The sequence below is a fragment of the Pseudomonas sp. VA159-2 genome (assembly GCF_024126635.1).
GTDB lineage: Bacteria > Pseudomonadota > Gammaproteobacteria > Pseudomonadales > Pseudomonadaceae > Aquipseudomonas > Aquipseudomonas muyukensis.
In genome coordinates, this window is the sequence record NZ_JAMYBV010000004.1 from 209,461 (window position 1) to 234,631 (window position 25,171).

The window sequence follows — 25,171 nt, forward strand, 5'->3', positions numbered from 1 at the left end:
GTGCGTTGGCTTCGCCGGCTGTGGCCGCGCACGCTGTTCGGCCAACTGCTGCTGATCATGATCAGCGGCACCCTGCTGATCCAGTTGCTGTCCAGCAGCATCTGGTTCGACGTGCGCTTCGCCCAGGTGCTGGAGGCGCCGGTGCGGTTGATCGCGGCGCGCAGCGCGCCGTTGATCGCCCTGGCCGACTGCCACGGCGCGGCGCTCGCGGTGCCCCGCCACTACCAGGTGCGCTGCGCCGAAACCCTGCCCGAGGGCGAGCACGACGAACGCCGCGGCCGGCGGCGGATCGAGCTGCTGCTGCACCAGGCGCTGGCCTACGAACTGGGCCGCGAGCCACAGGCGCGCTTGCTCAAGGTGCGGCTCACCGACGAACAGGGCCAGCCAATCGTCTGGCGCAGCCTGTTCGGCCTGCGCACCGCCCAGGCCCACCTGGAATTCGCCGTGCCCCTGGCCGACGGCCATTGGCTGACCATCGATGGCCAGGAGCTGCAAGGCTGGAGCGGCGAGTCGGCCTGGGTGCTGATCAGCGACTACCTGCTGCGGGTCTATGCCTTGCGCATCGTCGCCGTGCTGCTGGTGTGCCTAGTGGCGGTGCGCCTGTGCCTGCGCCCGTTGCGCCGCCTGGCCGATGCGGCCCGGGGCCTGGGGCACAACCTCGAACAACCGCCGCTGCCGCTGGATGGCCCGGAGGAAGTGCGCCAAGCCGCCCAGGCCTTCAATGCCATGCAGCAACGGCTGATCGGCATGGTCAACGACAAGGCCTACTTCCTCGCCGCCGTGTCCCACGACCTGCGCACCCCGCTGACGCGCATGCGCCTGCGCCTGGAGCGGCTGGAAGATGGCGAACACAAGGAGCGCCTGCGCCACAACATCGCGCAAATGGACGGCATGATCGGCCAGGTGCTCGACTACCTGCGCGCCGGTGAACAGCAGAACCTGCAACAGGTCGACCTCGACCGCCTGGTGGCCCGGCTGTGCGCCGACCTGGCCAGCGCCGAGGAACCCTTGCCCATTCATGGCCAGGCGGGCCAGGCGCGGGTCGACGCCCTGCTATTGCAGCGCTGCCTGCAGAACCTGCTGGTCAATGCCCTGCGTTATGCCCAAGCCGTGTCGGTCACCCTGGAAAGCACCCGCCATGGGCTGTGCATCCATGTCGACGACTGCGGCCCCGGTATCGCGCCGGGCTTGCTGGCGACCGTCACCGACCCGTTCGTGCGTGGCGAAGGCTCGCGCAACCAGGCCTCGGGGGGGTATGGCCTGGGGCTGAGCATCGCCCAGCGCATCGCCGCCAGCCACGGCGGTGAACTGCTGCTGCGCAACCGCGCAGACGGTGGGCTGCGGGTCAGCGTGCGCCTGCCCGCAGGTGGCCCGGCCTGACTACTTGCACTCGCCCTGGAGGATCTTCAGCGCCGCCTCGGCCAGAAAGCCCGAGCGGCTCTTGTGCTCGGGGTGGTTCTGCACGTAGCTGTCGATGCGGGTGAGCAGGTAGGCCGGCAGGGTGATGTTGAGCTTCTCGGCCTTGCCCAGGTAGCGGGTGATATCGATGTCGATCAGCGCCCAGGTGCAACCGGCGTAGGCTGGGTTGGCGGCATGCGCGGCGACCTTGCTGGCCTTGGGGATCTCCTGCTGGTCCTGGGCGAGCAGCTCGAGATGGCCCTCGATCGCCTCGCGGGCCATGGCGATGGCGTTGTCGAGGTCTTCACCCGCCGAAAAGCAGCCAGGGATGTCCGGTACTTCCACGCCCCAGGCGTGCTGGTCGTCACCGGGAAGGATGGCGATGGGAAACAACATGGGGTAAAGCCTCCTCGTCAGCTGGCGTAGACGATCCGCGCCTGACGCAGGATGCTGGCCGCGGTGGCGGGCAGCAGGTCCTTCTTCGGGTGCGGGATGGTTACCAGCCCAGGTTTGTCGGGGTGCTTGAAGTGATGGTGGCTGCCTTTGCAACGCACCAGGTACCAACCATCGGCCTCGATCACCGAAATCATTTCACGGCTGTTCATGGACCCATTCCTTGGGCTGGCCGATTGGTGGTTAGTATAACCACCACTCCAGCATTATCAACACCATACCCACTGCGGCGACGAGTGGGCGATCCGAGGGCAGGTATGGTGAGGGGAAGCAGGGGCGGGCGCAGAGAAGTGATGCGGGATCTTGCCGCCCCTAGCGACGCGCTTGGCGCCGCTGCTGGCGATACTCCACCAGCCGCTTGCGCATCTCTCGATAGCGCTGGCTGTTGAGCAGCAGCAAGGCCACCAATGCCGACAGCAGGCTGCCGGTGTAGATGAACATGTTCGGTCCATGCCCATAGGTAGGCAGGGTGATCAGCATGCACGCCACGCACATCCCGGCTATCAGCCAGCAACCCCAGGCCCGACCACGCACCACGGCGCCATGGCCCAGGGCGAACAGCGCAAACAGGCCATACAGGCCCAAGGGGAACAGGCCATCCTGCGCACAATGACGGCAGTAGGTGCTCCAGGCCAGGGCGAAGGTCCAGGCAACGGCGATGATCGAGGCGAAAAACGCAGCGATGAACACGCCGAAGTAGCGTTGGAGAAAATCCTTGAGCGGGGCATGGCGCGTCATTCGCTGAGTTCCTCGTAAAGCCCGACAGCCAATCCTTGCACCGTGCCGCTACCAGCAAGGCCGATAAAGCCACCCACAGAGTCCTTGATCAGTGTCTGCGTGGAGTGGCTGATCTGGGTTGGGGTAAAGCGCTTGACCAGTTCACCCGCGCTCTGCCTGAGCTTCAGTTGCTTGGCGGTCAAGGCAGGATGCTTGATGGTCAGCAACTCGGTAGTCAAAGCCTTGCGTTGCTGGCGGCTCAGCGAACGCGTCAGTTGATACCAGCTGTTGCCGGTAGCAGCCTTGCGCACCTGGAGAAACTTCAAGGTGGTCAGGCCCGACGCCCCCACGCCCATCAGCGACACCGCATCGAGTACAGGCGTGGCCGCCTGGTACCAGGCTTCCTGGTCCATGGCGTCATTAAGCGACGGATCGGTGGCCTCGAAGGCCGTGCGCACCAGGCCGATGCCGCACTGCGCGGTACTGGCCGTGGCGGCTGCGTAGCCGACGGCGGTCAGGGCCAGGCTCGCACCACCGGAAAACGGCACCGCGATGGTGCCGCTGAACATGACGATCCACCCCAGCACGGCGCCGGCGCATGACAGGGTGGTGTTGACCGCCTCCTTCACCACTCGCGCTTCTCGCGGGTTGGTTTGCAGTTGGTTCATGAACTGCTCTGGCGAGGTGTAGCGCGGTGCCTCGCGCAGGATGATGCGCTTGGGCTTGATACTGCAGATCGGTTGAAACTCGCGCAGCGTCATGACGTTGTAGTCGGCGTCGATATACACGACGCCCGCGCCGACGATGCCGGGGTCGGCGTCAATCGCCTTGAACAGCTTCTGCTGATCGATACGCCCCTGCATGCGCTGACGCGCCATGAATTGCGAGGTGTTGCCCAGGGGATTGGCAAGCAGGTCTGTCACGAATCGGTTTCCTTACACATGCATCAGAGCCTTGGGGGCAGACCTTTGAAGGTCTTGGCGATTTTTTTGCGACATGCCCGCTTCAATTCAAGATTGTCGGGGCTGCTTTGCAGCCCTTTCGCGACACAAGGCCGCTCCTACAGGACGGCGTCGCGAAAGGGGCGCAAAGCGCCCCAGGCGCGGTATCAGACGTTCGGGCAAGGCACCGGCGCCCAGTCACCCATGTCCGGGTTGCGGCACATGGCGTTGACCTGGTCGGCGCCCGCCTTGGCCACCTGCTGGGCCTCGGTCTTCTTGCCGTTGGCGTTCTGCAGGGTCTTCTCGGTGGCTACCGCTTCCTGCGGCACCTTGGTGTTGGTCTTGGCCGGCTGAACCTTCTTGACGTCCTTTTTCTTGCCGGTGCTGGCCACCTTCGGCGGCTCGGCCACGGCGACCACCTCGGTGCGCTGCACGCCCACCTGCTTGAGGTCCTGCTCGTAGGCCTGGGTGTAGTTGTTGAGGTTCTCACCAAGACGGCCGTTGACGGTGGTCAGCAGGTTGTTCGACTCCTGCAGGCCAGCGACGATCTCGGCCAGGCGCTTGCGGCCTTCGGTGTCGTTGATGCGGCCCGACTTGCGGTTCTGGATCAGGCTGGCGAACTCGCGCTGGTAGCAGCTCTGCGACGACTTGGCGTAGGCGGTGGTGCGGTCCAGGTCGGCGGCGCTCTTGTCGATGTCGGCCGCGTACGAGGCAATGCGCTGCTTGTCGTCGCTGATCTGCTTCTGGCGCTCGGTGTAGTAGCCAGCCGCGCCGCCGACCAGGGCACCACCGGCGGCGCCGATGGCGGCGTTGCGGCCGCGGTTTTCCTTGTCGACCAGAGCGCCGGTCAGGGCACCGCCCACCGCGCCGAGCAGCGCGCCGGTGGTGACCGAGCGGGTCATGTCGCCATCGGTGGAACGCAGGTGCTGCACCGGCTCGTAGCAGTTGGGGTAGTACTCGACCTTGGTCGTGGCGCCGACCTTGGACGCCGGCGAACTGGCGCAACCGCTCAGCAGCACGGTGCTGAAACCGGCGGCCAGCAGCAGCGCGGTACGGGCCTGGGATGCGGTGATCAGGGGTTTGCGGGTGGACATGGTCTGGTTTCTCTTCTTGGGTTTCTCGGTAACCGGGGGCCTCGTGCCCCCGGGAGTCCTTTCTACGGAAGCTGTCCTTAGGCTCGCGGGGCGGCCGATGCCAGCAGCTCCTTGAGGATCGTCGCCGGATCGGCCCGCCGGTTCTGGCGGTACTCCCCGACGTGGCGGACGAACAGGGTGGCGCGGGTCACCAGGCTGTTGCCCAGGACCGGCTTGCGATTGAGTTCTTCCTTGACCCGCTGGAACTGCGCCTGGATCACCGCATCGGTGTAGCGCGTGCCACTGGCCAGGTTGTCGATGTAGATCGCCACGGCGCCGTCGAGGGCGGCGCGGCCGTTGGCGATGGCCGCGCCGTACATGCGCGCGCTGGTCTGGTCGCCCGAGGCCTGGGCCTTGGCCTGGGTGTTCTGCAAGTTGGTCAGGCGGATGTTGTAGTTGTTGATGGTCTCGGCCACCAGCGCGGCGGACTGGATCAGGTTGCCGGCGGCTTCCTCGCGCTGGCGGGCGATCAGCGAGACGTTGCGCTTGAGCTCTTCGTTGACCAGCCCCAACTCGGCCTGCTGGCGTGGGTCGCTGGCGGCGGCGATGATGCTGTCCAGGCGCTTGGTCGGGTCCTGGGCGGCGTCGATGTCATCGGTCAGGCTGGCCAGGCGGCCTTCCTTCTGCCACTGCTCGAACAGCTCCTGGTAGCGCGAGCGCGGCGCCGACAAGGCGCCGATGGCAACCCGAAAACCGGTGGTCTCGTTGCGCTGCTCGGTGCCATCGGCGCCGAACAGCGGGTACTCGCGGCGCATGCCGGTGAACAGCGTGCCCTCGCCTTCGAGGTAGTTGCCACCCTTGACCACGAAGCCGCCGTAGGCGCCTTGCAGGCGGCCGGCGTGCACCAGCTGGAACGACTCCTGGACCATCTCGGCGGCGTTGCCGATCACATCGAACAGGCCCAGCGGGTTAGGTTGCTTGCTGCCGATCGGCATCAGCCGCGCCGCCTGCCCGGTGCCGCCGGCCACCTGGTTGAACACCGCAAAGTCGCCCAGCGGCCCTTCGCTGTCGGCGCCCTCGACCTTGCGCGGGAACAACCGCCCTTCCAGCTCCTGGCGGCTGACCGCCGAACCGCCACGGGCGGCGAATTCCCATTCCACCTCGGTGGGCAGGCGCACGAAGCCCAGGCCACCGTCCTCGGCCTTGCTGCCACGGCCACTGACCGGCAGCAGGTCGCGGTGGTGTTTCAGCAGCCAGGCGCTGTACACGGCGGCGAAACGCTCGGCCTCGAAGCGCGACAGCTTGACCTTGGGCAGGCGCCCCGCGGCATCGTTGCTCGCCTCGCAGGCCGGAGCCGCCTCGCCGCTGGCCAGCGACTGCGCCTGGGCCATCACCTGGGCGTACTGGCGGGCGGTCACTTCGTACTTGCCGATGAAGTACATCATCGGTGCCAGCGGGCTGCCTTTTTCCACCTTCGGCAGCGTCGGGCCAACGGCCTTCTGCCACTGCGGCGCCAGGTCCTGGAGGCTGAACTGGCCGTTGATGAAGTCACGCCGATAGCCGGAAATGAACGACTGCTTGTAGCCGGCCTCGCCTTCGCTGAACGGGTAGCCGAGGTTGACCTCGCGGTCGTCGAGGCTGCCCTGGGCCAGCACATAGACACTGCGCAGCACCAGCTCGCCGCCACAGGGCAGCGGCAGGCTGACATCGCCCGGCAGCGGCTTGGGGTTGTCGAGCTTGCTTTGAGCCCCTGGCTCGGGCTGCGCGGCCGGCTTGGCCTTGTCGTCGCCATCGGCCTGGGAGCAGGCGCCCAGGCTCAGCGCGGTGAAAATCAGGGCAGCGGCCCCGAGGCGGCGATCAGACATCACGGATTCCTTGGCAAGCCTCGATGCGCGCCACCCGCCAGCCGCCGAGGGCGGCGGCGGCAGTGCTGGCCAACAGCACGGCACACAGCGCAACGAGGTAGTGCATGGGCAGCAGGTGGCTGGCGAATTCGCCGGGCACCTGCATGAAAAGTCGGTTCAGGCCGTGCTCGGCGAACAGGTACAGCAGGCCCGCCAGGGCGGCGGCGAACAGCCCGCTGTACAGCGCCTGGAGCATCACGAACAGCAGCAGCGCGGCGGTGCCGAAGCCCAGCAGGCGCAGCACCGCCAGTTCGCGTTGCTTGCGCTCCACCGCTGCCACCGCGCCCGCGGCGATGGCCGCCACCGCCCCGGCCACGGCCAGGCTGGCGATGATCCAGAACACCAGGTCGAGGTTGCGGCTGAGCGACTGCACCTGGGCGATCTGCGCGGCCTGGGTCGACACCAGCAACTTGCGCTGGGCGAAGAACTGGCGCAGCGGCTCGACATCGCCCAGCTCGCGGGCGTACAGGCGAAACGCCGGGTACACGCGCTGGCGCGCGTCACCCGCCTCGCTGCCCTGCCAACCCAGCGCGGGTACCGCGCGGCCGTCGCGGTAGTCTTCCACCGCCTCCAACAGCGCCAGCGGCGCGAACAGGCCATCGCGCTCGAAGGCTGCCAACGGCAGCACCGCGCTCACCTGCAGCCGGGTCTGGCGCCACTGCACCTGCCCGGCCTGCTGGCGGCTGAAGCTGGCCTGCAATTGGTCACCGGCCCCGGCGCCGAGCTTTTCCGCGGCGGTGAAGCTCAACACCACCTGTTGCAGGCCGGTGGGCGGCGTCACCTGTTGCAGCAGCGGGTCACCGGCGGCGGTGGGCAGCATCTCGACCGTCACCCCGCGCCCCTGCGCCGGCAGCAGCAGTTCGGCGGTGGCGGCGATCTGCCGGGTACGCGGGATAGCGAAGGCCACCCCCGGTTGCTGGGCCAGCTCGGTGATGAACGCCTCACGGAAACGCCCGCCCCCCAGCGGGATGATCTCGCGCACGCCGGGGTCGCGTTGCAGGCGCTCGGTCAGGCTACCGACCAGGCCGAACTTCAGGCCGAACAGCACCAGCAACGGCGCGATCACCGCCACCAGCGCCAGCACGCCACAGGCCGACAGCCGCGCATCGTTGCGATAGTCCTGCCAGGCCAGCCCGGCGATCAGCAACGGGCGCATCAGGCGGCCCTCGCCAGGGTCGCGGTGACGCCACCGTCGGCATCGCGCCGGCAGCTCATGCGCAGCAGGCGCAAGCCCGCCGCGCGGGCCAGGGCTTCGTCATGGGTGGCGACCACGCAGGTCACCTGGCGCGCATCGGCTTCACGCAGCAGCAACTGCATGACCCGCTCGGCGTTCACCGGGTCCAGCGCGGCGGTCGGCTCATCGGCCAACAGCAGCGCCGGACCATGGGCCAGGGCACGGGCGCAGCTGACCCGTTGGCGCTGGCCGAGAGACAGCGTGGCGGGTCTTTTCGCCAACTGGTCGTGCACATCCAGGGCCTCGGCCAGGCGCTCGACGCTGCCGTCGTCGCCCAGCCCGAGCAATTGCCGTGGCAGGCGGATATTGCCGCGCACATCGAGAAAACCCAGCAACCCGCCGGCCTGCAACACATAACCCAGCTGGCGGCTACGCAGCGCCGCCAGGCGGTCGAGCTGGCGTTCGCGCCACAGCCCGGCCACGTCCGTGCCGCCGACGCAAAAGCCTGCCGCCGTATCCGGCGCCAGCACCAGTGCCAGCAGGTCGAGCAAGGTGCTCTTGCCGCAACCGCTGGGGCCGACCAACGCTACCCGTTCGCCCGCGCCCAGGTGCAGCTGGTCAACCTGCAGGCTGTAACGCTGGGCGCCCTGCCCGCGCGTCTTGCGCACCCCGTCCAGGCGAATCATCACGGCAGCGTCGACAGCGGCACACGGTACAAGGCGTCGCCCGGCTCGGCCTTGCCGAAGCGCACCCAGTTGGCCATGTCGTTGTGGAAGGTTTCGTACAGGCGGATCTTCGAGTCCAGCTCGTCGATGAAGTCCTCCTGCTCGGCCACCGACAGCGACAGCCACAGGTCCTGGGTCATCGCCAGGGACTTGCTGCGGTAGGGCAGGCCGTCGAGGTATTCGCCGAGCACGCCGCCCTGGGCCAGGTTGGCGCCCTTGCGCAACGCGCCGGGGTCGCGGCTCATGTAGGCGCTGGCGCTGGCGATCTCGTTGAAGAAATCGCCCGGCGAGCTGCGGGTCTTGCGCGCGGCGTCGACGATCAGCTTGAGCGACTGCTGCAGGTCGTTGAGCTGCAGCTTGGTCAGCATCACGCACACCTGCAGGGTCGGCAGCGCCGGGTTGGTCAGGTCGCGATCGGCGGTCCAGGCGCTGACCAGCTGCGGCGCCTGGCTGGCGCCGTGGCGGCCGAGGAAGTCCATGTGCATGGCATAGCCGATGGCCTGGGACTTGGCCGCCAGGCCCGAGGCCGAGGTCAGCAACGGCACCGCCTGCGGCTGCTGGTTACGCACCTGGTGCACCAGTTCGGCGAAGGTCGAGCCGATCTCGCGCACGCGCTCGCCGAACACACCGACTTCGCCGCCCGGCACGCCTACATAAAGGTCGCCGATCTGCGGGTTGCTGTCGGCGGTGAGCACCCGGTACTGGGCTTGCGCGGCACCGTGGTTCTTCAGGCCGGCCGGGGTCAGCAGGTGCAGGGCGTAGATCTTGATCTGCTTGCTCAACGCCGCCTGGCGCACTTCGGCTTCGTTCATCTGGGTACTGCTGAACGGGTCGTTCTTGCGCAGCGCGCCGGCATCGCTGACCAGCAGGATGATGCGCCCGCCATAGCCGGACCAGTCCATGCCTTCGACGGCCTGCATCACCCCGGCGAAGGCGTCCTCGTTGAACGAGTGGCTGGAGACGCTGGTGGCCTTGACCTGGGCCGCCGCCTTGAGGAAGCGCGCCGGGTCGCGGCCCTCGTCCAGGTTGACCAGGGTCTTGCTCAGGTAGTCCAGCCCCGGGGTGCGCTTGACGCTGTTGCGAAAGCCCACCAGGCCGAAGCTGACGCTGTCCAGCTCGCCACGGGCGGCCAACTGCTGCTGCAGCTCGCTGACTACCTGGCGCACGCGGTCGATGTAGGGCTGCATGGACACCGAGGTATCCACCACCAGCACGATACCGGTGCGAAAACCCTTCTCGCCCAGCGCGGCCACGCCAGCCGCCTTGGGCGCGCTGTCGCGGGCACTGGCGCCAGGGTCGATGGAGGCGATGTTGAGCAACTGCACCGGCTGGCCATCGGCATCGAAGCTCTCGCGGTAGTCGAAGATCGGCATCAGGTAGAACTGGTTCTGCGGCACCGCACTGGCCGTCGGCTCCAGGGCCATCACCTGCGGCACCTGGTCGGGGTTGTTCTGCGCCTTGAGCAAGCTGTCGCGGGCCTTGGCGGTGTCGTCGAGCAGGTGCTGCACATCGTCCACCTGGCGCATGAACATCACCGGCGCGCGGCCCGAGCGCTCGGTGAACTTGAGCACCAGGCTCTGCTTCCAGTCGCTGGTCTGCTCGGCCGGCAACCAGCCGTCGCGCTGGCCATCGCTGGCGGCGCCCACCTGCAACCAGGCTTTGCCCGCCACGTCCTCGCGCTGATACACGTACAACACGGAAAACGCCGGCAGCTTCTCGCCCGAGGCATCGCCGGGCTGGGCCTGCAGTTGTGCGTCGGGCTTGGTCAGCACCCGCTGGAACAGGGTCTTCTTGCCGGGCATCAGCAGCGGGCGGCCATCGTCGTGGGGCGCTAGCGCTTGCAGGGTTGGCTGGGCGGGGGCGGCGGTGTCCGCCGGGGCCTGCGCCAGCGGGGGCTCGACCGGCGGCTCGTCGCTGCCGCCGAGCAACCAGAAGAACGCGCCACCCAGGCCCAGGGCCGCCGCGATGGCCACGGCCAGTACTGCCTTGGCGGGTTTGTTCGAGGCGGATCTCACCACCGGCGCGGGCTCTGGCATGGGCTTTGGCTTGGGCTCGGGACGCGGCACAGGCGTGGCCACGGCGCTGGGGATTTCGATGGATACAGGCTCCGGCGCCAGCGCTGGCGTTACCAGCAGCGGGCGAACCACCGTGCTGTCGCGCTCGTCCACCGCTGCCGGCAGCGCCAGGCGATCCAGCGCGGCGAGCAAGGCCGCGGCATCGGCAAAGCGCTGGTTGGGGTCCTTGGCCAGCAGGCCACGCAGGATGTCCTGGTAGCGACCGTGCTCGATCGGCAGCTCCGGCAACGGCTCGGTCAGGTGCGCCAGCGCCGTGGACAGCGCATCGGTGCCGTTGTACGGCAGCTTGCCGACCAGGATCTCGTACAGCACCACGCCCAGCGCGTACAGGTCGGCGCGCCCATCGATCTCCAGGCCACGGGCCTGCTCGGGGCTCATGTAGCTCGGCGTGCCGACGGCGAAACCGGCCTGGGTGAACTGGGTGCGGTCGTCCAGCGACTTGGCGATGCCGAAGTCCGACAGCACCGCGGTGCCATCGGCGCGGAACAAAATGTTGGCCGGCTTGACGTCACGGTGCACCAGGCCCTGGGCATGGGCGTAGCCCAGCGCCTGGGCGATCTGGCGCACGTACGCCAGGCCCTGCTCGGGCGCAAGCCCTTCGGCGATGCGCTCTTTCAGCGTGCCGCTGGGCAGGTACTCCATGGCCATGTAGTACAGCTCGCCGACATTGCCGATGTCGTGGATGGTGGCGATGTTCGGGTGCGCCAGCCGCGCCAGGGTACGGCCCTCGCGCAGGAAGCGCTCGCAGAAGGTCGGGTCGGCGGCCAGGCTCGCCGCCATGATCTTCAGCGCCACCTTGCGCTCGAGCGAGCGCTGGGTGGCCAGGTACACACTGGCCATGGCGCCCTGGCCAAGCTCGTGATCGATGTCGAATCCGGGGATCTGCATATTCATGGTGTCTTCAATTCGCCTTCACCACCACGGCGGTGATGTTGTCCGGGGCGCCCCGGGTCAGGCCCAGGTGCACCAGGCTGCGCACCACTTCGTAGGGGTCGGCGTGACCGAGCACCTCGGCGATCTCGTGGTCCTCGGCGGTCTTGTTCAGGCCGTCGCTGCACAGCAGGTAGGTGTCGCCGGGTTGCACCTGCAAGGCGACGGCCTGCAGTTCGATATGGTCCTCGACGCCGAGGGCGCGGGTGACGATGTTGCCGCGCGGATGCACCCGCGCCTCGGCTTCGTTGAGCAGGCCGCTGTCCTGCAGCTCCTGGACGTAGCTGTGGTCATGGGACAGGCGCTGCATGCTGCCTTCGCGCAGGCGATACAGGCGGCTGTCGCCGGCCCACAGGCCAATGGCCTGGTCGCCCCGCGCCGCCAGCACCACCACGGTGCTGCCCATCATCGCCACGCCGCGGCGCGCGGTTTCCTCGCGCACCGTGCGGTTGACCCACGACAGTCCGTCACGCACTTCGCCGGCAAACTCCTCCAGTGACTCGAGCATCGGCAGGCTGCGCAGGCTGTCCACCGCCAGGCTGCTGACGTAGTCGCCGGCGGCATGGCCGCCCATGCCGTCGGCCACCGCCCACAGGCCGGCCCAGGTCAGTTCCAGGCAGGCATCCTCGTTGATCTTGCGCACCATGCCGACATGGCTGTAGCTGGCCGCGGTGTATTGCAGGTCGGTCATGCGTGCGCTGCCTCGCTACCCAGAAGAAACCCGGCGAAATCCTCGCTGCGCGGCAAGCCCGCGCAGCGCATCAAGCCCGGAGCGATACGTTCGGAGCCCCTGCCCCACCACAGGCTCATGCCCTCGCAGGCGCATTCGGCCAAGGCCAGTGCCCGTCCCTGCGGCGTGGTCGCATCCAACCGCTGCACCCCACCGACAGTCACACGCGGTGCCTGCAGGAGCGGCCTCGCGTCGCGAAAAGGCGGCAAAGCCGCCTCAAAACCCTCAAAGGCCGCCCCAGGCTCAAGCGTCGCCAGCAACGCCTGCTCGACCGCCTCGAACCATTCCTCGGCCCCAGCCACCACAGGCGCCAACGGCTCACCCGGCGCCAGCACCTGGGCCACGGTCAGCGGAAAATACCGCCCGACCCGGTCGATGCTCGGCATCAGCACGCCGACCACCGCGTCCGGCCCACACACACCCGGCGCCAAGGCAAAGCGCCACAACGGGCTTACCAGGTAGGCCTCGAGCCAACGCTCGCCCAGCGCCTGCTGGCTGGCCTGCACCCCCGCCGCCAGCCACTGGTCCCAGGGCTGGATGAAACGCTGTGGCAGGCCCCGGCTGACGAAGTCGCCGCGGCTGGCCAGCTTTCCGTAGAAACCCAGGTCGCTCACAGATGCTCCGGCAGGCTGAAACCGCTGAGCACTCGGCTGCGGAACGGGTTGAAGGCGCTGCTGGCACGCAGCTCGTAGGACACGCTGGCGCCATCGACGCGCAGGCGCAGGTTGAAGCGCTCCGGCGAGCTGCCGGCCACCAGGTCGGACTGGTCGAGCAGGCGGAACCAGGCCCAGGGCCCTTCCACGGTCAGCCCGGAGCGGCCAGCGGCCGAAGGTGGCGAGATCGACAGGCGCACCACGCCGATGCTGTTGGGGTTGGGCCACTGCAACGCCACCGGTCGGCTCGGGCCGTGGTCGTAGCTGACCTGCTGGCCGTCGAGGTCGAGCAGGAACTGGGTGATGGTGGCATCCATCGCCACCGGCTTGAGCTCGAAGCGCACCCCCGGCTGCACGCCGTTGCTGGTGCGGAAGAACGCATCGCGGATGCTCGCCGCGCGCTGGAAGGTGTACAGCACGTTGCTGTTGATCCCCAGCTTCTGCGCCGCGCCCGGCTGCCAGCTCCAGGGCGTGCTGGAGGTGTTGACGTAGGGTTGCAGGTACTTGCGGAAGTAGTTGTCCATCACCCCGCCAACGCCAAAGAACTGGCCGAAATCTTCCAGGGTGGCGTCACGTGCGCTGCCCGCCACCAGCGGGTAGCGCCCGCTGAGGGACTGGCGGTAGACGCTGACCACTTCGCTGGCCCAGGCGGCGTTGAGCTGGTTGCGCACACCGCCCATGACCAGGTTATGGGTCGAGCCGAGCACCGAGCCCACCAGGTTCTGCACCACCTTGGGCTGGCGTGCCGCGCCCAGGGCGACGCGCTGCGCCGCGGCCTGGGCCTGGTTCTTGGCCTCGCCCAGCAGCGCATCGCCGCTGGCGCCGACCATGGCGCTGACCTGCACGTACAGGGCGTTGAGGTCGGTGAGCAGGCCATCGATGGCCGCCGGCTGGCCTTCGCCGGTGTCCACCAGGGCGGCCAGTTCGGCAAAGTGCGCGGTCACCGGGTCGACCTCACGGGCCGCCGGGTTGTCGCTGGGCAGCGGTGCATCGCCGAGCAGGCCGCCGAGGCGCTGGCGCAGCTGGTCGACGCCGGCCTGTTCGGCCTTGGCCTGGACCTTGTCGAGGGTGGTCGGCTGGGCCAGGTTGGTCTCCTTGGCCACGGCCTGCAGCAGCTTCTTCATCGGCGAAGTTGGCCCGGACAGCACCCGCAGCACGTCGGCCGCCTGGCCGACGCTGGTGATGGGCACGAAATCCAGGTCCGCCAGCAGCGCGTCCCAGTTGCGAATGTAGTCCTGGTAATACAGCTGCAGCACATCGTCGGCCAGGCGCTTGGCATCGCCTGCCTCGCTGGCCTCGCGGCCGAGCACCCAGCGCTCTTCGGCCAGGGTTTCGCTGTGGGCCAGGCTGGCGGCGAGGAAGGCCTTGCGGTAGCCCTCGACGGTGAAGATGCCCGGCAACGGCTCGCCGAGCGGCTTGCCGTTCTTGAAGCGGAACACCAGCGCGGCGTCGCGACCGGCGGCCTCGCTGACCCGGAAGTCGCTGACCCCAGCCGGCAGCTTCTGCCGCTTGACCCGGTCGTAGACGCGCTGGGCCACCGGCAACTGCTGCAACTGGCGACGGGTGTCGTCGATCAGGCGCTGGTCGAGGCGGGCATTGGGTGGGCGCTTGTCGAACAGCGCCGCCAGGTGCTGCGACAGGGCCTGGCGCAGGTCCGGGGCCAGGTCGCGGGGCAGGCTGCGCTCCCAGTCGAGGGTGATCCAGGCCTTGATGAACTCAGGGTCGTAGTGCTCGCCGTCGGCCAGCATCAGGTAGGCCTTGAGCCCTTCGTACAGGTAGTCGGAGGGGCCACCGGCGTACAGCTGTTCCTCGATGCGGGTGACCAGGCGCGGGGCGAAGATGGCGATCAGCAACTTGCGGTAGACGCTGTCGGACTCGCCTTCGAGCATGTCGCCCTGGTACAGGCCCAGGCCCTCGGCCCAGCCCGGTGGATCGTCGGCCAGGCGGCGCACGGCATTGAGCAGCGGCAGCACCTCGACCACGTTGCGCTGCGCCGGGCTCAGCTCCTGCACGCTCTTGCCCAACGGCTTGAGGCGGCTGTCGACCTCGGCGATGTATTGCTGGTTGGCGCGGTAGCTCAGGGTCCACAGGGTGCCGACCACCAGCACCAGGGCCACGCTCAGGGCCAGGGCGCCACGGGCGATCCACTTGCGCCGCTGCTCGACCTTGGGGTTGCTGCCGACCAGGCCGCGCTCGGCGAAGGCCACCGCGCTGAACAGCTTCTCGATGAAGTAGCTGCGCCCGCTGCCGCTCTGGCGCGCCAGGTGCGCGCGGTCCAGGCCCATGCTCTGGGCCATGCTGCCGATCAGCCGGTCGATCGGGCTGCCCTCCTGGGTGCCGCTGGTGAAGTACACACCGCGCAGCAGCGCGCGCTCTTCGAAGGCATTGGGCTTGAAGATGCCGTCCAGGAAACTGCCGAGGTTGCCGCGCAGGGCGGCGAACTGCTGGACGAAACCGTACACCAGGTCGCGCCGCGCCGGGTCGCGCTCCTGCTGCAGGCGCTCGACCAGGCGCTGGTTCAAGCGCTGCTCCAGCAGGGCGAACTCGCTGCCGAACTGGGCCAGCGGGCCATCGCCCTGCTGGCCGTCATCCAGGGCGAAGGTCATGCCCCACACCTGGGCGCGCTCTTCCTTACTCAGGTTGTCGAAGAACTCCATGAAGCCCGGCACCAGGTCGAGCTTGGTCAGCATCAGGTAGATCGGGAAGCGCACGCCAAGCTGGCTGTACAGCTCCTGGATGCGCTTGCGGATGGCCGCCGCGTGGGCGGCGCGCTCGGCCTCGCTGCCCAGCAGCAGGTCGGACAGGCTGATGGCGATGAACGCGCCGTCGATCGGGCGGCGCGAACGCTGGCTCTTGAGCAGGTCGAGGAAGCCCAGCCAGGCGGCCTTGTCCACCTGGGCATGGCTGTCCTGGGTGGTATAGCGCCCGGCGGTGTCGAGCAGCACGGCCTGGTCGGTGAACCACCAGTCGCAGTTGCGCGTGCCGCCCACGCCGCGAATGGCGCCCTCGCCCATCTGCGCCGCCAGCGGGAAGTGCAGGCCGGAGTTGACCAGCGCGGTGGTCTTGCCCGAACCGGGTGGGCCGATGATCACGTACCACGGCAGCTCGTACAGGTTGCGCCGCTCGTCACCGCCCAGGCGGGCCTTTTTCAGCAGCACCAGGGCCTCGTCCATGCGCTGGCGCAGGGTCGCCAGTTCCTCGGCGGTGGCGGCGCTGGCAGGGTCCGGCGCGGTTTCGGCGGCCAGGCTGGCCATCACCTTGGCGGCCTGGCGACGGGCCTGGACGATGCGCCAGGCGCGGTAGGCGACCCAGACCGCGAACAGCAGGACGATCAGCACCAGCCGCGGCGCGACCGGCGCCAGCACATCCAGCAACGGGCCGACGAACCAGATGATCAGGCTCAGGGCCAGCAGGCCCAGCACCGGGATCACCCAGCGAATGACAAAACTGAAAAACGCCTTCACTCGACGCCCTCCGCCAGAACGGTGATTTCGACCCGGCGATTCTTCGCCCGGCCCTGGGCGCTGTCGTTCGACGCCAGCGGCTCGGTGTCGCTCAGGCCCTGCGCGGTGAAGCGCCCAGGCTGGCCGGTACGGGCCGCGAGGATATCCTTGACCTCCTCGGCGCGGGCCTGGGACAGCGCCCAGTTGGACGGGAAGCGCAGCGTGGCGATGCGCTGGTTGTCGCTGTGGCCGGTGACCTTGACGTTGCCCTTGACCTTGGCCACGGCCTCGGCGATGCGCAGCATCAGTGGCTGGAAATCACCCTTGATGCTGGCGCTGGCCGAGGCGAACAATTCGTCGCCACGGATGGTCACCACCGAACGGTCCACCGCGTCTTGCACGGCGACCCGGCCAGCCTTGATGTCTTCGGCGAGGAAACCCGCCAGGCGCGGGCGCTCGATCGGCTTTGGCTGCACCACCGGGCGGTCCATGGCCTGCACCGGGATTTCGCCCAGGGCATGGATGCCGCGGAACACCGGCTCGGCATCGGCGGCCAGCTTCAGGCGCAGGCCGAACAGCACCAGCAACAGCAGCGCCAGGGCCACCGCCAGGCCAACCCAGGGCGGCACGAACTGCGCCAGGCGGTCGCGCGCCACGCTGACGCCGCGCCAGTGCGGCGACAGCTCGCGCTCGATCTCGCCACGGGCGCTGCGGATGGTCGCCGCAGTGCGCTCGCGCAGGGCCTCGAGCTGGGCGCGGCCACCGTTCATTACCCGGTAGCGGCCTTCGAAGCCGAGGCTGGTGCACAGGTACAGCAGCTCCAGCAGATGCAGGCGCTCACGTGGGCTTTGCAGGCAGTGCTCCATCAGCTGGAACACTTTCTCGCCGCCCCAGGCCTCGTTGTGCACGGTGATCAGCAGGCTCTGCTTGCCCCAGTCGCTGGCGCTGCCCCAGGGGGTGCTGAGCACGGCTTCGTCGAGGGCGGTGCATAACGCATAGCGTGCCAGCAGCACCTCGTTGCGCGGCACCCCGGCGGCCTCGGCGCGCTCCTCGAACTGGCGCAGGTAGGCCAGCAGTTGCGCGCGCAGGCTGGCCGGCGCCGGGTGGGCGATGGTGTTGCGCAGGCGGGTAAGCAGCGCCAGCAGCGGGCCGGCGGCCTGCTCCAGCGGGTTGAGGCCCTCGGCCTGGCCGGCGGCCAGCGGCTCGGCGGGCACGTTCAGTGGCGGCGGTGGCGCAGCGGGCGTTGGCGTGGCCGATTGCGCGCCACGGCCACCGGGGCGTGGCATGAACTGGGTGCGGTCGAAGGCCTGCGGATCGTCTGGTTGCATCGCGGCTTAGTCTCCGTTCCTTGGATAGGGGGTGGCATCGGGGGCCGCGTTGCGGCCCTTTCGCGACACAAGGCCGCTCCTACAGGCGTTCGCGCTCCCCTGTAGGAGCGGCCTTGTGTCGCGAAAGGACCGCAACGCGGTCCCAGCATCTTCAAACATCACGCCATCATCCCCGAATCGCCCAGAAGGCCAGGTTCAGGCCGGGGAATTCGCCGGCGACGTAGAAGGCGAAACCACCGGAATGCTGCAGCTGCTTCCAGTGCTCGCTGCCGCGGTCGAGCTCGAAGTAGGTGGAACCGGCGTGGAAAGGAATCTGCCGTGGCGCCACCGGCAGCGGCAGCAGGCCGATGCCCGGCAGCTGCAGGTTGACCAGGTCGCGAATGTGCTCCACCGAACCGATCTTGCTCTGCTGGCCGAAGCGGCTGCGCAGGGTCTCGCTGGGCACGTCGGCGCGTACCACCAAGATGAAGCTGGCGCTGTCCAGCAGGCTGCGGTCGGCAAGCATGCCGACGTGGATGCCGTAGGCTTTCTCCACCAACGGGATGGCCACCGCCTTGCTGTCGATCAGCATCGACAGCGCCTCGCGCAGGGCCGCCATGACCGGCGCGAAGGTCGCCGCCAGGTCGTCGTGCTGGTACACCGGGAACGCCTCGGGCCGCCGCCCGTCGCGGGTGAAGGTGGCGAACTCGCCGGCCAGTGCCACCAGCTCGCTGTACAGGCGCTCGGGGTGCAGCGGGGTCAGCTGGTTGAGGTGCTCGACCAGCGGCTGGGCGCGGTTGACCAGTTGCAGCAGCATGAAGTCGGCAATTTCCGAGGCGCCGCCGTTGGCCGAGGCCACCACGCGCCCGGCCAAGGCCTCGCCGCGCTGGTGCAGCAAGCCCAGCAACTCGCCGCGAAAACCCGACAGCGCGTTGTTGGCGGTGACGTCCAGCAGCGGCGGGATGTAGCTGTCGTCCAGCACCAGGGCGCGGTCGGCGCGTTTCTCGCGCACCCGCACCACGCCGAGCGCGGCGTAGTCGCTCAAGCCATCCTCGCCGCGCAGCAGGCGCAGGGCACGGCTGCCCAGGGCCAGGGGCGCGCGGTTCTCGAACGGCGCGTTGTCGTCGCGCACCTCGCTGACCCGGCTGATGTAGCGCGCACCGTCCAGCGCCTCGCCGTCGTCGACGGTGTCGCGGGCGCCGGCGCGCTTGAGCGGCAGGCCCAGGTAGATCACGCCATCGCGCAGCTCGTCGGCAATCTCCAGCGGCGGCGGCGGCAGGTCGTCACGGGGGATATCGAACGGCGTGCCGTCGGGCAGCAGGCCGCGCGCACTGAGGATCGCCAGCTTGCCCTGGGCCAGCAGGCCCTGGTCGACGAGCAGCTCCGAGAAGCCCCAGGCAGCGGCGCTCAACGGCCGGCTGCGGGCATCGACGAAGTGCTCCAGGTAGCGGTCGTGCTGCTGGAAGTGCTGGGTCGTGATGAACATCCCTTCCGACCAGACCACGCGATTGTTCCAGGACATCAAGTACTCCGACTGCCTAGCGGGCAGGCTCAGGTTGTGGGGTGGCCACGGCACTGCGCACGGCGCGCACATCGAGGCTGATCTGATAATCGCGGGGCGGCACCGGTAGCACGCTGCGCCATTGGGCCTGGTCGATCTCGCGGTAGCCGACCACCAGGCCGACCTGGCGGGTGGCCGGGTCGAGCGGGCGTTCCAGGCGCAGTTGCTCGCCGGGTTGCAGCAGCACTTCGTCCTGGTCGATCAGGTCGGCGGCCAGGGTCGCCGGGGCGCGCTCGGCCAGGGCGAAATAGTCGGCGCGGCTGAACGCGGCGCTGTTCTTCAGCTCGAAGATGCGCACCCGTACCGGCGCAGGGGTGCCACCGGCCCCGGGGTTGAGCCCGGCGGCGGCGCTGAAGTACAGGGTGATGCCCGTGGCTGGCGCCGCGGCGGGGGCGGCAGCTTCGACCGGCGTGTCCTTGCTGCAGGCACTGAGCAGCACGATGGCCAGGGCTGCGATCAGTCTTGTTGCACTCATCCTCGTCCTCATGACGTGTTGTGTTCTTCCTGGCCCCGGCGTTGGCCTCAGGGGCGTTGCATGCGTTGGCTGTGGGCCTGGTAGGCGCGGCTGAACTCGCGGCCGAACAGGTCCTGGAAATCGTCCTCGGCCTCGCGGGAAATCTGCTGGTACAGCGTGGTGAACTGCTGCCAGCAATGGGCCTGGCGCGAACCGCCGAACAGCTTCGACAAGCCGGCGGCAGGGGCCAGGCGCTCTTCCAGCCGGGCCGGCTCGAAACGCGCCAGCAAGTGCTTGAGCGCCGCCTCGACCCCGGCCATCACCGCCAGCTGGTGGGCGCGCAGGTCGTCGAAACTGTCGCGTACCGCCTGGTCCGGCGCCATGAATGCCTGGCTGGCGTGGCGCAACAGCAACAGCAGCGCCTCGTCGGCATTGGGGGCGAACTTCAGCGGGTTGTTCTGCACCGGGGCGATGCTGGTCTGCTGCATGCGGAACTCGCCCTTGAGGCTGCTGCGCGCGCGCAGCACATCGATCAGGCCCTCGACCATCAAGCGGTAACTGCGGCCGATGGTTTCCATCTGCGCAGCGGCATCGGCGGCGTCGATGCGCAGGTGCTCGATGCCGGCACCGCGCAGGAAGGCCTGGAGCAAGGCATCGCCAGCGGTAGCCTGGGCCGCTGCCACAGGGGCCGGCGCCACCGCCGCGAGCGGGGCCGCGACGGGCGCGGGCACGGCGTGCGGCTCTGGCGTCGGGGGCGGCGGCGTGGCCGGTGCTAGCTGGGGTACTGGTGCAGGGGTGTCGTCGAACAGCGCCCAGTCGGCGGGAATCACCCCTGGGGCAGCCGGCGCGGCGGCAGGCGGCGCGGGCGGCGGCGCCACAGGCGTTGGTGGGCGAAAATCGTGCTGCTGGGCCGGCACATGGTCCGGCTGGCTCACCGGCGCCACGCTGGCCGGGCCAAGAAAATCGAACAGGTCCGGCAGGGTATCGTGGCTCGACGCCCCTTGCAGGAAGGCCGCTGGCGCGCCGCCGATAGGTGCGCTGGGCGCCGCCACCTGGTTGGCCATCAGCGCCTCGAAGCTGTGGACCTCGGGCTGCCCGCCCAAGGGAATGGCCAGGCCGGCATCGATGCGCGCCTGGATTTCGTAATCGCCAATTCGAATAACTTCGCCGTCCATCAACGGTTCGCTGTTACCCCGGCGCAGGCGAATACCGGCGTGTACCAACTCCACGCCGTTGGTGCTGTTGTCGGTCAGGTAGTAACGGCCATCCTTGAACTGGATGACGCAATGTTTCGAAGATACAAGGCGCTCGGGATCGGGCAATACCCAATCATTATCCGTGGCTCTTCCCACCGTAATGGCACCGGTTTCCAGCAACTTCTCCGGACATTGCCCGGGGGTGATCTTGTGGTAACTGGTGATGGTCAGGCAAAGTGCCATCATGCCTCCTTGCATATATATGAAACACTTATCCATCCATTTGAGTGGATGCACAAGCCCGACCCAGCACACCGGCCAACCCCCTGTGAACACTGGGGTAACGCCGAGAAGCCTCATTCCGGAAGGTCGTATTAAACCCTATCGACAAGGCATTTTGATGGCACCTGACCAATGGACACGAAGGCTTGCCAACTGGTTCACAGTCGCCCCCTCGCGGCGCGTAGCTTACCTTGACAGCAATTTGGAAATAAACCATAAATGCGCAACTTGAGAGTGCCAAAGTGATATCACACTGATATCAACTTCGCATTCTTTGACAAGTTTGTGCGCCAGTTCACAGTTGCAACTTGGTGTATACCAAGCCCGTGCCAAGGGCCGATATGGAGATCGAATTCTGGTGAACTCGCCGCTGCTGCTCGCCGCTGTTTCCGCAGACTTCCCCTGTGGCGACGATCTCGAATACGACGCTGATTTCCTGCAACTGGAACGCGATGCCCAGGGCCGCCCCGAGCGCGTGATGGGCGACGCCGTGCAGCCGGCCGAACCGCCACAGTGGCGCGCCATCGAACAGTCCTGCAGCACCCTGTTGCAACGCAGCAAGGACCTGCGCATCACCCATTTCCTGGTCCAGGCCAACCTGGCCCTGCATGGCCTGCCGGGCCTGGCCGCCAGCCTCGAGCTGATTCGCGACCTGCTGGGCGAATACTGGCTGTACCTGCACCCGCAACTGGACGCCGCCGACGACAACGACCCCACCGTGCGGGTCAACGCCTTGGCCGGCCTCACCTGCGACACCAATATCGCCCTGCTGCGCGACGCCGTGCTGGTGCGCTCGCGTGCCTTCGGCCCGGTGACCCTGCGCGCCGCCCTGCATGCCGCCGGCGTGCAGCACTTCGCCAGCGAGCAGCTGAGCGCCGAGGAGCTGGGCGCCGCCCTGCGCGACGCCGACCCCGAGCAACTTGCGCAATGCCGCCAGGCCCTGCAACTGGCCCGCGAAGCGCTGGACAGCATCGAAAGCCGGGTCAACGACCAGGTCGGTTCGGCCAGCGGCGTCGACCTGTCCGCCCTGCGCCAGCCACTGCGCCAGGTCCAGCAGGTGCTGGCCGACTACAGCCCGGAAGGTGCCGCGGCCGCGCTGGAGGCCAGCGACGACGAGACGGCGCCGAGCCCCCACCACGACCCACAGCCCACGGCCAGCGCCCCTGCCGCGCGCCCCGGCGAAGTGAACAGCCGCGACGACGTGCTGCAGAGCCTGGACCGCCTGCTCCAGTACTACGCCCGCCACGAGCCCTCGAGCCCGCTGCCGGTGCTGCTGCGCCGGGCGAAGAACCTGGTCAACGCCGACTTCGCGACCATCGTCCGCGACCTGATCCCCGACGGGATGTCGCAATTCGAGAACCTGCGCGGCCCGGAACACGACTGACCTCGTCCCGGCCGCCTAAACACCGACGCCCGCAACAAGCAGAGCCGCCCTACCGGCGACCAGGAGGAACAACGTGGCGAAAGACAGCTCCCAGAAATTCATCGCGCGCAACCGTGCGCCGCGGGTACAGATCGAGTACGACGTCGAGCTGTACGGCGCCGAGAAGAAGGTCCAGCTGCCCTTCGTCATGGGCGTGCTCTCCGACCTCGCCGGCAAGCCCGCCGAGCCGCTGCCGGCAGTGGCCGAGCGCAAGTTCCTGGAAGTCGACGTCGACAACTTCGACTCGCGCCTGAAGGCCATGAAGCCACGCGTGGCGTTCAACGTGCCCAACGAGCTGACCGGTGAAGGCAACCTGAGCCTGGACATCACCTTCGAGAGCATGGACGACTTCAGCCCCGCCGCCGTGGCGCGCAAGGTCGACGCCTTGAACCAGCTGCTCGAGGCGCGTACCCAGCTGGCCAACCTGCTGACCTACATGGACGGCAAGACCGGCGCCGAGGACATCATCCTCAAGGCCATCAAGGACCCGGCCCTGCTCCAGGCCCTGGCCAGCGCGCCGAAACCCGCCGACACCGAGCCGAAGGCCTGAGGAGACCGACCATGAACGATCCGTTGCGCGACAGCCAGGCCCCACAGGCGGCCACCCAGGACCCGAGCGAGTTCGCAAGCCTCTTGCTGCAGGAGTTCAAGCCCAAGACCGAGCGGGCCAAGGAAGCCGTGGAGAGCGCCGTGCGCACCCTGGCCGAGCAGGCCCTGGCGCAGACCAACCTGGTGTCCAACGATGCCATCGGCTCGATCGAGCAGATCATCGCCGCCATCGACGCCAAGCTCACCGCCCAGGTCAACCAGATCATCCACCACGATGACTTCCAGCAGCTGGAAAGCGCCTGGCGTGGCCTGCACTACCTGGTCAACAACACCGAGAGCGACGAGCAGCTGAAGATTCGCGTGCTCAACATCTCCAAGACCGACCTGCACAAGACCCTGAAGAAGTTCAAGGGCACCGCCTGGGACCAGAGCCCGGTGTTCAAGAAGCTCTACGAAGAGGAATACGGCCAATTCGGCGGCGAGCCTTACGGCTGCCTGGTGGGCGATTACTACTTCGACCAGTCGCCACCGGATGTCGAGCTGCTGGGCGAGGTGTCCAAGGTCTGCGCCGCGATGCACGCGCCGTTCATTTCCGCCGCCTCGCCGACGGTGATGGGCATGGGCTCGTGGCAAGAGCTGTCCAACCCGCGCGACCTGACCAAGATCTTCACCACCCCGGAATACGCCGGCTGGCGCTCGCTGCGCGAATCGGAAGACTCGCGCTACATCGGCCTGACCATGCCGCGTTTCCTGGCACGCCTGCCCTACGGCGCCAAGACCGACCCGGTCGAGGCCTTCGCCTTCGAGGAAGACACCGACGGCGCCGACAGCAGCAAGTACACCTGGGCCAACGCCGCCTACGCCATGGCGGTGAACATCAACCGCTCGTTCAAGCACTACGGCTGGTGCTCGCGCATCCGCGGCGTGGAATCGGGCGGTGAAGTGCAGGGCCTGCCGGCACACACCTTCCCCACCGACGACGGTGGCGTGGACATGAAGTGCCCGACCGAGATCGCCATTTCCGACCGCCGCGAGGCGGAGCTGGCGAAAAACGGTTTCATGCCGTTGCTGCACAAGAAGAACACCGACTTCGCCGCCTTCATCGGCGCGCAGTCGCTGCAGAAGCCGGCCGAGTACGACGACCCGGACGCCACCGCCAACGCCAACCTGGCCGCGCGCCTGCCGTACCTGTTCGCCACCTGCCGCTTCGCCCATTACCTGAAGTGCATCGTTCGCGACAAGATCGGCTCGTTCAAGGAAAAGGACGAGATGCAGCGCTGGCTGCAGGACTGGATCCTCAACTACGTCGACGGCGACCCGGCGCACTCCACCGAGACCACCAAGGCCCAGCACCCGCTGGCGGCCGCCGAAGTGGTGGTCGAGGACGTCGAAGGCAACCCGGGTTACTACAACTCGCGCTTCTACCTGCGCCCGCACTACCAGCTCGAAGGGCTGACCGTGTCGCTGCGCCTGGTGTCGAAGCTGCCTTCGGCCAAGGGGGCCTGACAGCCCAGGGGCCGCTTTGCGGCCCTTTCGCGACACAAGGCCGCTCCTACACAGAGGGCCTGTGTCATGTGCTGAGTGAGAGACCGACGCAGCTTCTGTAGAGCGGCCTTGCGTCGCGAAAGGGCTGCGCAGCAGCCCCAACTGCACCAAACCGCCAACCTGACGCGAAATCCCGAGGACATCATGGCTGTAGATATTTTCATCAAGATCGGCGACATCAAGGGCGAGTCCCACGACAAGGCCCACAAGGACGAAATCGACGTGCTCAACTGGAGCTGGGGCATGTCGCAGTCCGGCAACATGCACCTGGGCAGCGGTGGCGGTTCGGGCAAGGTCAACATCCAGGACCTGTCGATCACCAAGTACATCGACAAGTCCAGCCCCAACCTGATGGCCCACTGCTCCAGCGGCAAGCACATCGACAAGGTCAAGCTGACCGTGCGCAAGGCCGGCGGTGAAAGCCAGGTCGAGTACCTGATCATCAACCTCGAAGAGGTGATCATCAGCTCGCTGAGCACCGGTGGCTCGGGCAGCGACGACCGCCTGACCGAGAACGTGACCCTGAACTTCGCCAAGGTCACCGTCGACTACCAGCCGCAGAAAGCCGACGGCACCAAGGAAGGCGGCCCGATCAAGTACGGCTGGAACATCCGCTCCAACGTCAAGATCTGATCGAC

At 67.8% G+C, this 25,171-nt stretch carries 21 protein-coding genes; 5 read left to right on the plus strand and 16 right to left on the minus strand.

Annotated features, from left to right (window positions below; genetic code table 11):
* Window positions 1–1,380, plus strand: coding sequence for an ATP-binding protein (locus NJG22_RS06105; RefSeq protein ID WP_253093225.1), 1,380 nt, complete (start codon window positions 1–3; stop codon window positions 1,378–1,380).
* Here NJG22_RS06105 and NJG22_RS06110 read toward each other — a convergent pair whose 3' ends face one another.
* From NJG22_RS06110 to tagH, 16 genes are all read right to left on the minus strand, one after another.
* On the minus strand, window positions 1,381–1,794 hold the full coding sequence (locus NJG22_RS06110) for a type II toxin-antitoxin system HicB family antitoxin (protein WP_253093226.1): 414 nt from the start codon (window positions 1,792–1,794) through the stop codon (window positions 1,381–1,383).
* A gap of 17 nt (window positions 1,795–1,811) precedes the next feature.
* Window positions 1,812–2,003: a type II toxin-antitoxin system HicA family toxin gene (locus NJG22_RS06115; RefSeq protein WP_134693260.1), complete on the minus strand. Its 192-nt coding sequence runs from the start codon at window positions 2,001–2,003 to the stop codon at window positions 1,812–1,814.
* 160 nt (window positions 2,004–2,163) lie between these two features.
* Entirely contained in the window at window positions 2,164–2,589 is a 426-nt protein-coding gene (locus NJG22_RS06120; RefSeq protein ID WP_253093227.1) for a hypothetical protein, read from the minus strand.
* On the minus strand, window positions 2,586–3,446 hold the full coding sequence (sctE, locus tag NJG22_RS06125) for a type III secretion system translocon subunit SctE (protein ID WP_253093269.1): 861 nt from the start codon (window positions 3,444–3,446) through the stop codon (window positions 2,586–2,588). The genes NJG22_RS06120 and sctE overlap by 4 nt, the downstream gene beginning before the upstream one ends.
* A gap of 230 nt (window positions 3,447–3,676) precedes the next feature.
* Window positions 3,677–4,603 carry a type VI secretion system-associated lipoprotein TagQ gene (gene tagQ / locus NJG22_RS06130; RefSeq protein ID WP_253093228.1) on the minus strand — a complete coding sequence of 309 codons (927 nt, stop codon included), beginning with the start codon at window positions 4,601–4,603 and terminating at the stop codon, window positions 3,677–3,679.
* 77 nt (window positions 4,604–4,680) lie between these two features.
* Complete coding sequence (locus NJG22_RS06135) at window positions 4,681–6,447, minus strand: SUMF1/EgtB/PvdO family nonheme iron enzyme (RefSeq protein ID WP_253093229.1); 1,767 nt, start codon at window positions 6,445–6,447, stop codon at window positions 4,681–4,683.
* Window positions 6,440–7,642 carry an FtsX-like permease family protein gene (locus NJG22_RS06140; RefSeq protein ID WP_253093230.1) on the minus strand — a complete coding sequence of 401 codons (1,203 nt, stop codon included), beginning with the start codon at window positions 7,640–7,642 and terminating at the stop codon, window positions 6,440–6,442. Before NJG22_RS06140 ends, NJG22_RS06135 begins: the two co-directional genes overlap by 8 nt.
* Window positions 7,642–8,346, minus strand: coding sequence for an ABC transporter ATP-binding protein (locus NJG22_RS06145; protein WP_253093270.1), 705 nt, complete (start codon window positions 8,344–8,346; stop codon window positions 7,642–7,644). Before NJG22_RS06145 ends, NJG22_RS06140 begins: the two co-directional genes overlap by 1 nt.
* Window positions 8,346–11,354 carry a serine/threonine-protein kinase gene (locus tag NJG22_RS06150; protein WP_253093231.1) on the minus strand — a complete coding sequence of 1,003 codons (3,009 nt, stop codon included), beginning with the start codon at window positions 11,352–11,354 and terminating at the stop codon, window positions 8,346–8,348. Before NJG22_RS06150 ends, NJG22_RS06145 begins: the two co-directional genes overlap by 1 nt.
* Before the next feature lie 7 nt (window positions 11,355–11,361).
* A complete protein-coding gene (locus NJG22_RS06155; protein WP_253093232.1) occupies window positions 11,362–12,081 on the minus strand; it encodes a protein phosphatase 2C domain-containing protein in 720 nt (239 codons plus the stop codon).
* Entirely contained in the window at window positions 12,078–12,734 is a 657-nt protein-coding gene (gene tagF, locus NJG22_RS06160; protein WP_253093233.1) for a type VI secretion system-associated protein TagF, read from the minus strand. The genes NJG22_RS06155 and tagF overlap by 4 nt, the downstream gene beginning before the upstream one ends.
* Window positions 12,731–16,237 (minus strand): type VI secretion system membrane subunit TssM, encoded by a 3,507-nt coding sequence (gene tssM / locus NJG22_RS06165; RefSeq protein WP_253093234.1) that lies wholly within the window; start codon window positions 16,235–16,237, stop codon window positions 12,731–12,733. The genes tagF and tssM overlap by 4 nt, the downstream gene beginning before the upstream one ends.
* Entirely contained in the window at window positions 16,234–17,544 is a 1,311-nt protein-coding gene (locus NJG22_RS06170; RefSeq protein WP_253093235.1) for a DotU family type VI secretion system protein, read from the minus strand. Before NJG22_RS06170 ends, tssM begins: the two co-directional genes overlap by 4 nt.
* A 166-nt stretch (window positions 17,545–17,710) precedes the next feature.
* Window positions 17,711–19,045: a type VI secretion system baseplate subunit TssK gene (gene tssK / locus NJG22_RS06175; RefSeq protein ID WP_253093236.1), complete on the minus strand. Its 1,335-nt coding sequence runs from the start codon at window positions 19,043–19,045 to the stop codon at window positions 17,711–17,713.
* A gap of 16 nt (window positions 19,046–19,061) precedes the next feature.
* Window positions 19,062–19,559, minus strand: coding sequence for a type VI secretion system lipoprotein TssJ (tssJ, locus tag NJG22_RS06180; protein WP_253093237.1), 498 nt, complete (start codon window positions 19,557–19,559; stop codon window positions 19,062–19,064).
* Between the two features lie 47 nt (window positions 19,560–19,606).
* Complete coding sequence (tagH, locus tag NJG22_RS06185) at window positions 19,607–20,977, minus strand: type VI secretion system-associated FHA domain protein TagH (protein ID WP_253093238.1); 1,371 nt, start codon at window positions 20,975–20,977, stop codon at window positions 19,607–19,609.
* A gap of 397 nt (window positions 20,978–21,374) precedes the next feature.
* On the opposite strand from tagH, the gene tssA reads away from it, so the two are divergent.
* The 4 genes from tssA to NJG22_RS06205 all read left to right on the plus strand — a co-directional run bounded on the left by tssA (window position 21,375) and on the right by NJG22_RS06205 (window position 25,166).
* Complete coding sequence (gene tssA / locus NJG22_RS06190) at window positions 21,375–22,400, plus strand: type VI secretion system protein TssA (RefSeq protein ID WP_253093239.1); 1,026 nt, start codon at window positions 21,375–21,377, stop codon at window positions 22,398–22,400.
* A gap of 73 nt (window positions 22,401–22,473) precedes the next feature.
* Window positions 22,474–22,989, plus strand: coding sequence for a type VI secretion system contractile sheath small subunit (gene tssB / locus NJG22_RS06195; RefSeq protein ID WP_217851092.1), 516 nt, complete (start codon window positions 22,474–22,476; stop codon window positions 22,987–22,989).
* 11 nt (window positions 22,990–23,000) lie between these two features.
* Window positions 23,001–24,494: a type VI secretion system contractile sheath large subunit gene (gene tssC / locus NJG22_RS06200; protein WP_253093240.1), complete on the plus strand. Its 1,494-nt coding sequence runs from the start codon at window positions 23,001–23,003 to the stop codon at window positions 24,492–24,494.
* Between the two features lie 183 nt (window positions 24,495–24,677).
* Window positions 24,678–25,166, plus strand: coding sequence for a type VI secretion system tube protein Hcp (locus NJG22_RS06205; RefSeq protein WP_023632508.1), 489 nt, complete (start codon window positions 24,678–24,680; stop codon window positions 25,164–25,166).
* The last annotated feature ends 5 nt before the right edge of the window (window positions 25,167–25,171 follow it).

Coding starts and splice junctions, on each gene's coding strand:
- NJG22_RS06115 (WP_134693260.1), bottom strand. CDS start 2,003: ATGAACAGCCGTGAAATGATTTCGGTGATCGAGGCCGATGGTTGGTAC.
- NJG22_RS06205 (WP_023632508.1), top strand. CDS start 24,678: ATGGCTGTAGATATTTTCATCAAGATCGGCGACATCAAGGGCGAGTCC.
- NJG22_RS06110 (WP_253093226.1), bottom strand. CDS start 1,794: ATGTTGTTTCCCATCGCCATCCTTCCCGGTGACGACCAGCACGCCTGG.
- NJG22_RS06135 (WP_253093229.1), bottom strand. CDS start 6,447: ATGTCTGATCGCCGCCTCGGGGCCGCTGCCCTGATTTTCACCGCGCTG.
- tssJ (WP_253093237.1), bottom strand. CDS start 19,559: ATGAGTGCAACAAGACTGATCGCAGCCCTGGCCATCGTGCTGCTCAGT.
- NJG22_RS06140 (WP_253093230.1), bottom strand. CDS start 7,642: ATGCGCCCGTTGCTGATCGCCGGGCTGGCCTGGCAGGACTATCGCAAC.
- NJG22_RS06150 (WP_253093231.1), bottom strand. CDS start 11,354: ATGAATATGCAGATCCCCGGATTCGACATCGATCACGAGCTTGGCCAG.
- tagQ (WP_253093228.1), bottom strand. CDS start 4,603: ATGTCCACCCGCAAACCCCTGATCACCGCATCCCAGGCCCGTACCGCG.
- tagH (WP_253093238.1), bottom strand. CDS start 20,977: ATGGCACTTTGCCTGACCATCACCAGTTACCACAAGATCACCCCCGGG.
- NJG22_RS06155 (WP_253093232.1), bottom strand. CDS start 12,081: ATGACCGACCTGCAATACACCGCGGCCAGCTACAGCCATGTCGGCATG.
- tssC (WP_253093240.1), top strand. CDS start 23,001: ATGAACGATCCGTTGCGCGACAGCCAGGCCCCACAGGCGGCCACCCAG.
- NJG22_RS06145 (WP_253093270.1), bottom strand. CDS start 8,346: ATGATTCGCCTGGACGGGGTGCGCAAGACGCGCGGGCAGGGCGCCCAG.
- tssK (WP_253093236.1), bottom strand. CDS start 19,045: ATGTCCTGGAACAATCGCGTGGTCTGGTCGGAAGGGATGTTCATCACG.
- NJG22_RS06120 (WP_253093227.1), bottom strand. CDS start 2,589: ATGACGCGCCATGCCCCGCTCAAGGATTTTCTCCAACGCTACTTCGGC.
- sctE (WP_253093269.1), bottom strand. CDS start 3,446: ATGGCGCGTCAGCGCATGCAGGGGCGTATCGATCAGCAGAAGCTGTTC.
- NJG22_RS06170 (WP_253093235.1), bottom strand. CDS start 17,544: ATGCAACCAGACGATCCGCAGGCCTTCGACCGCACCCAGTTCATGCCA.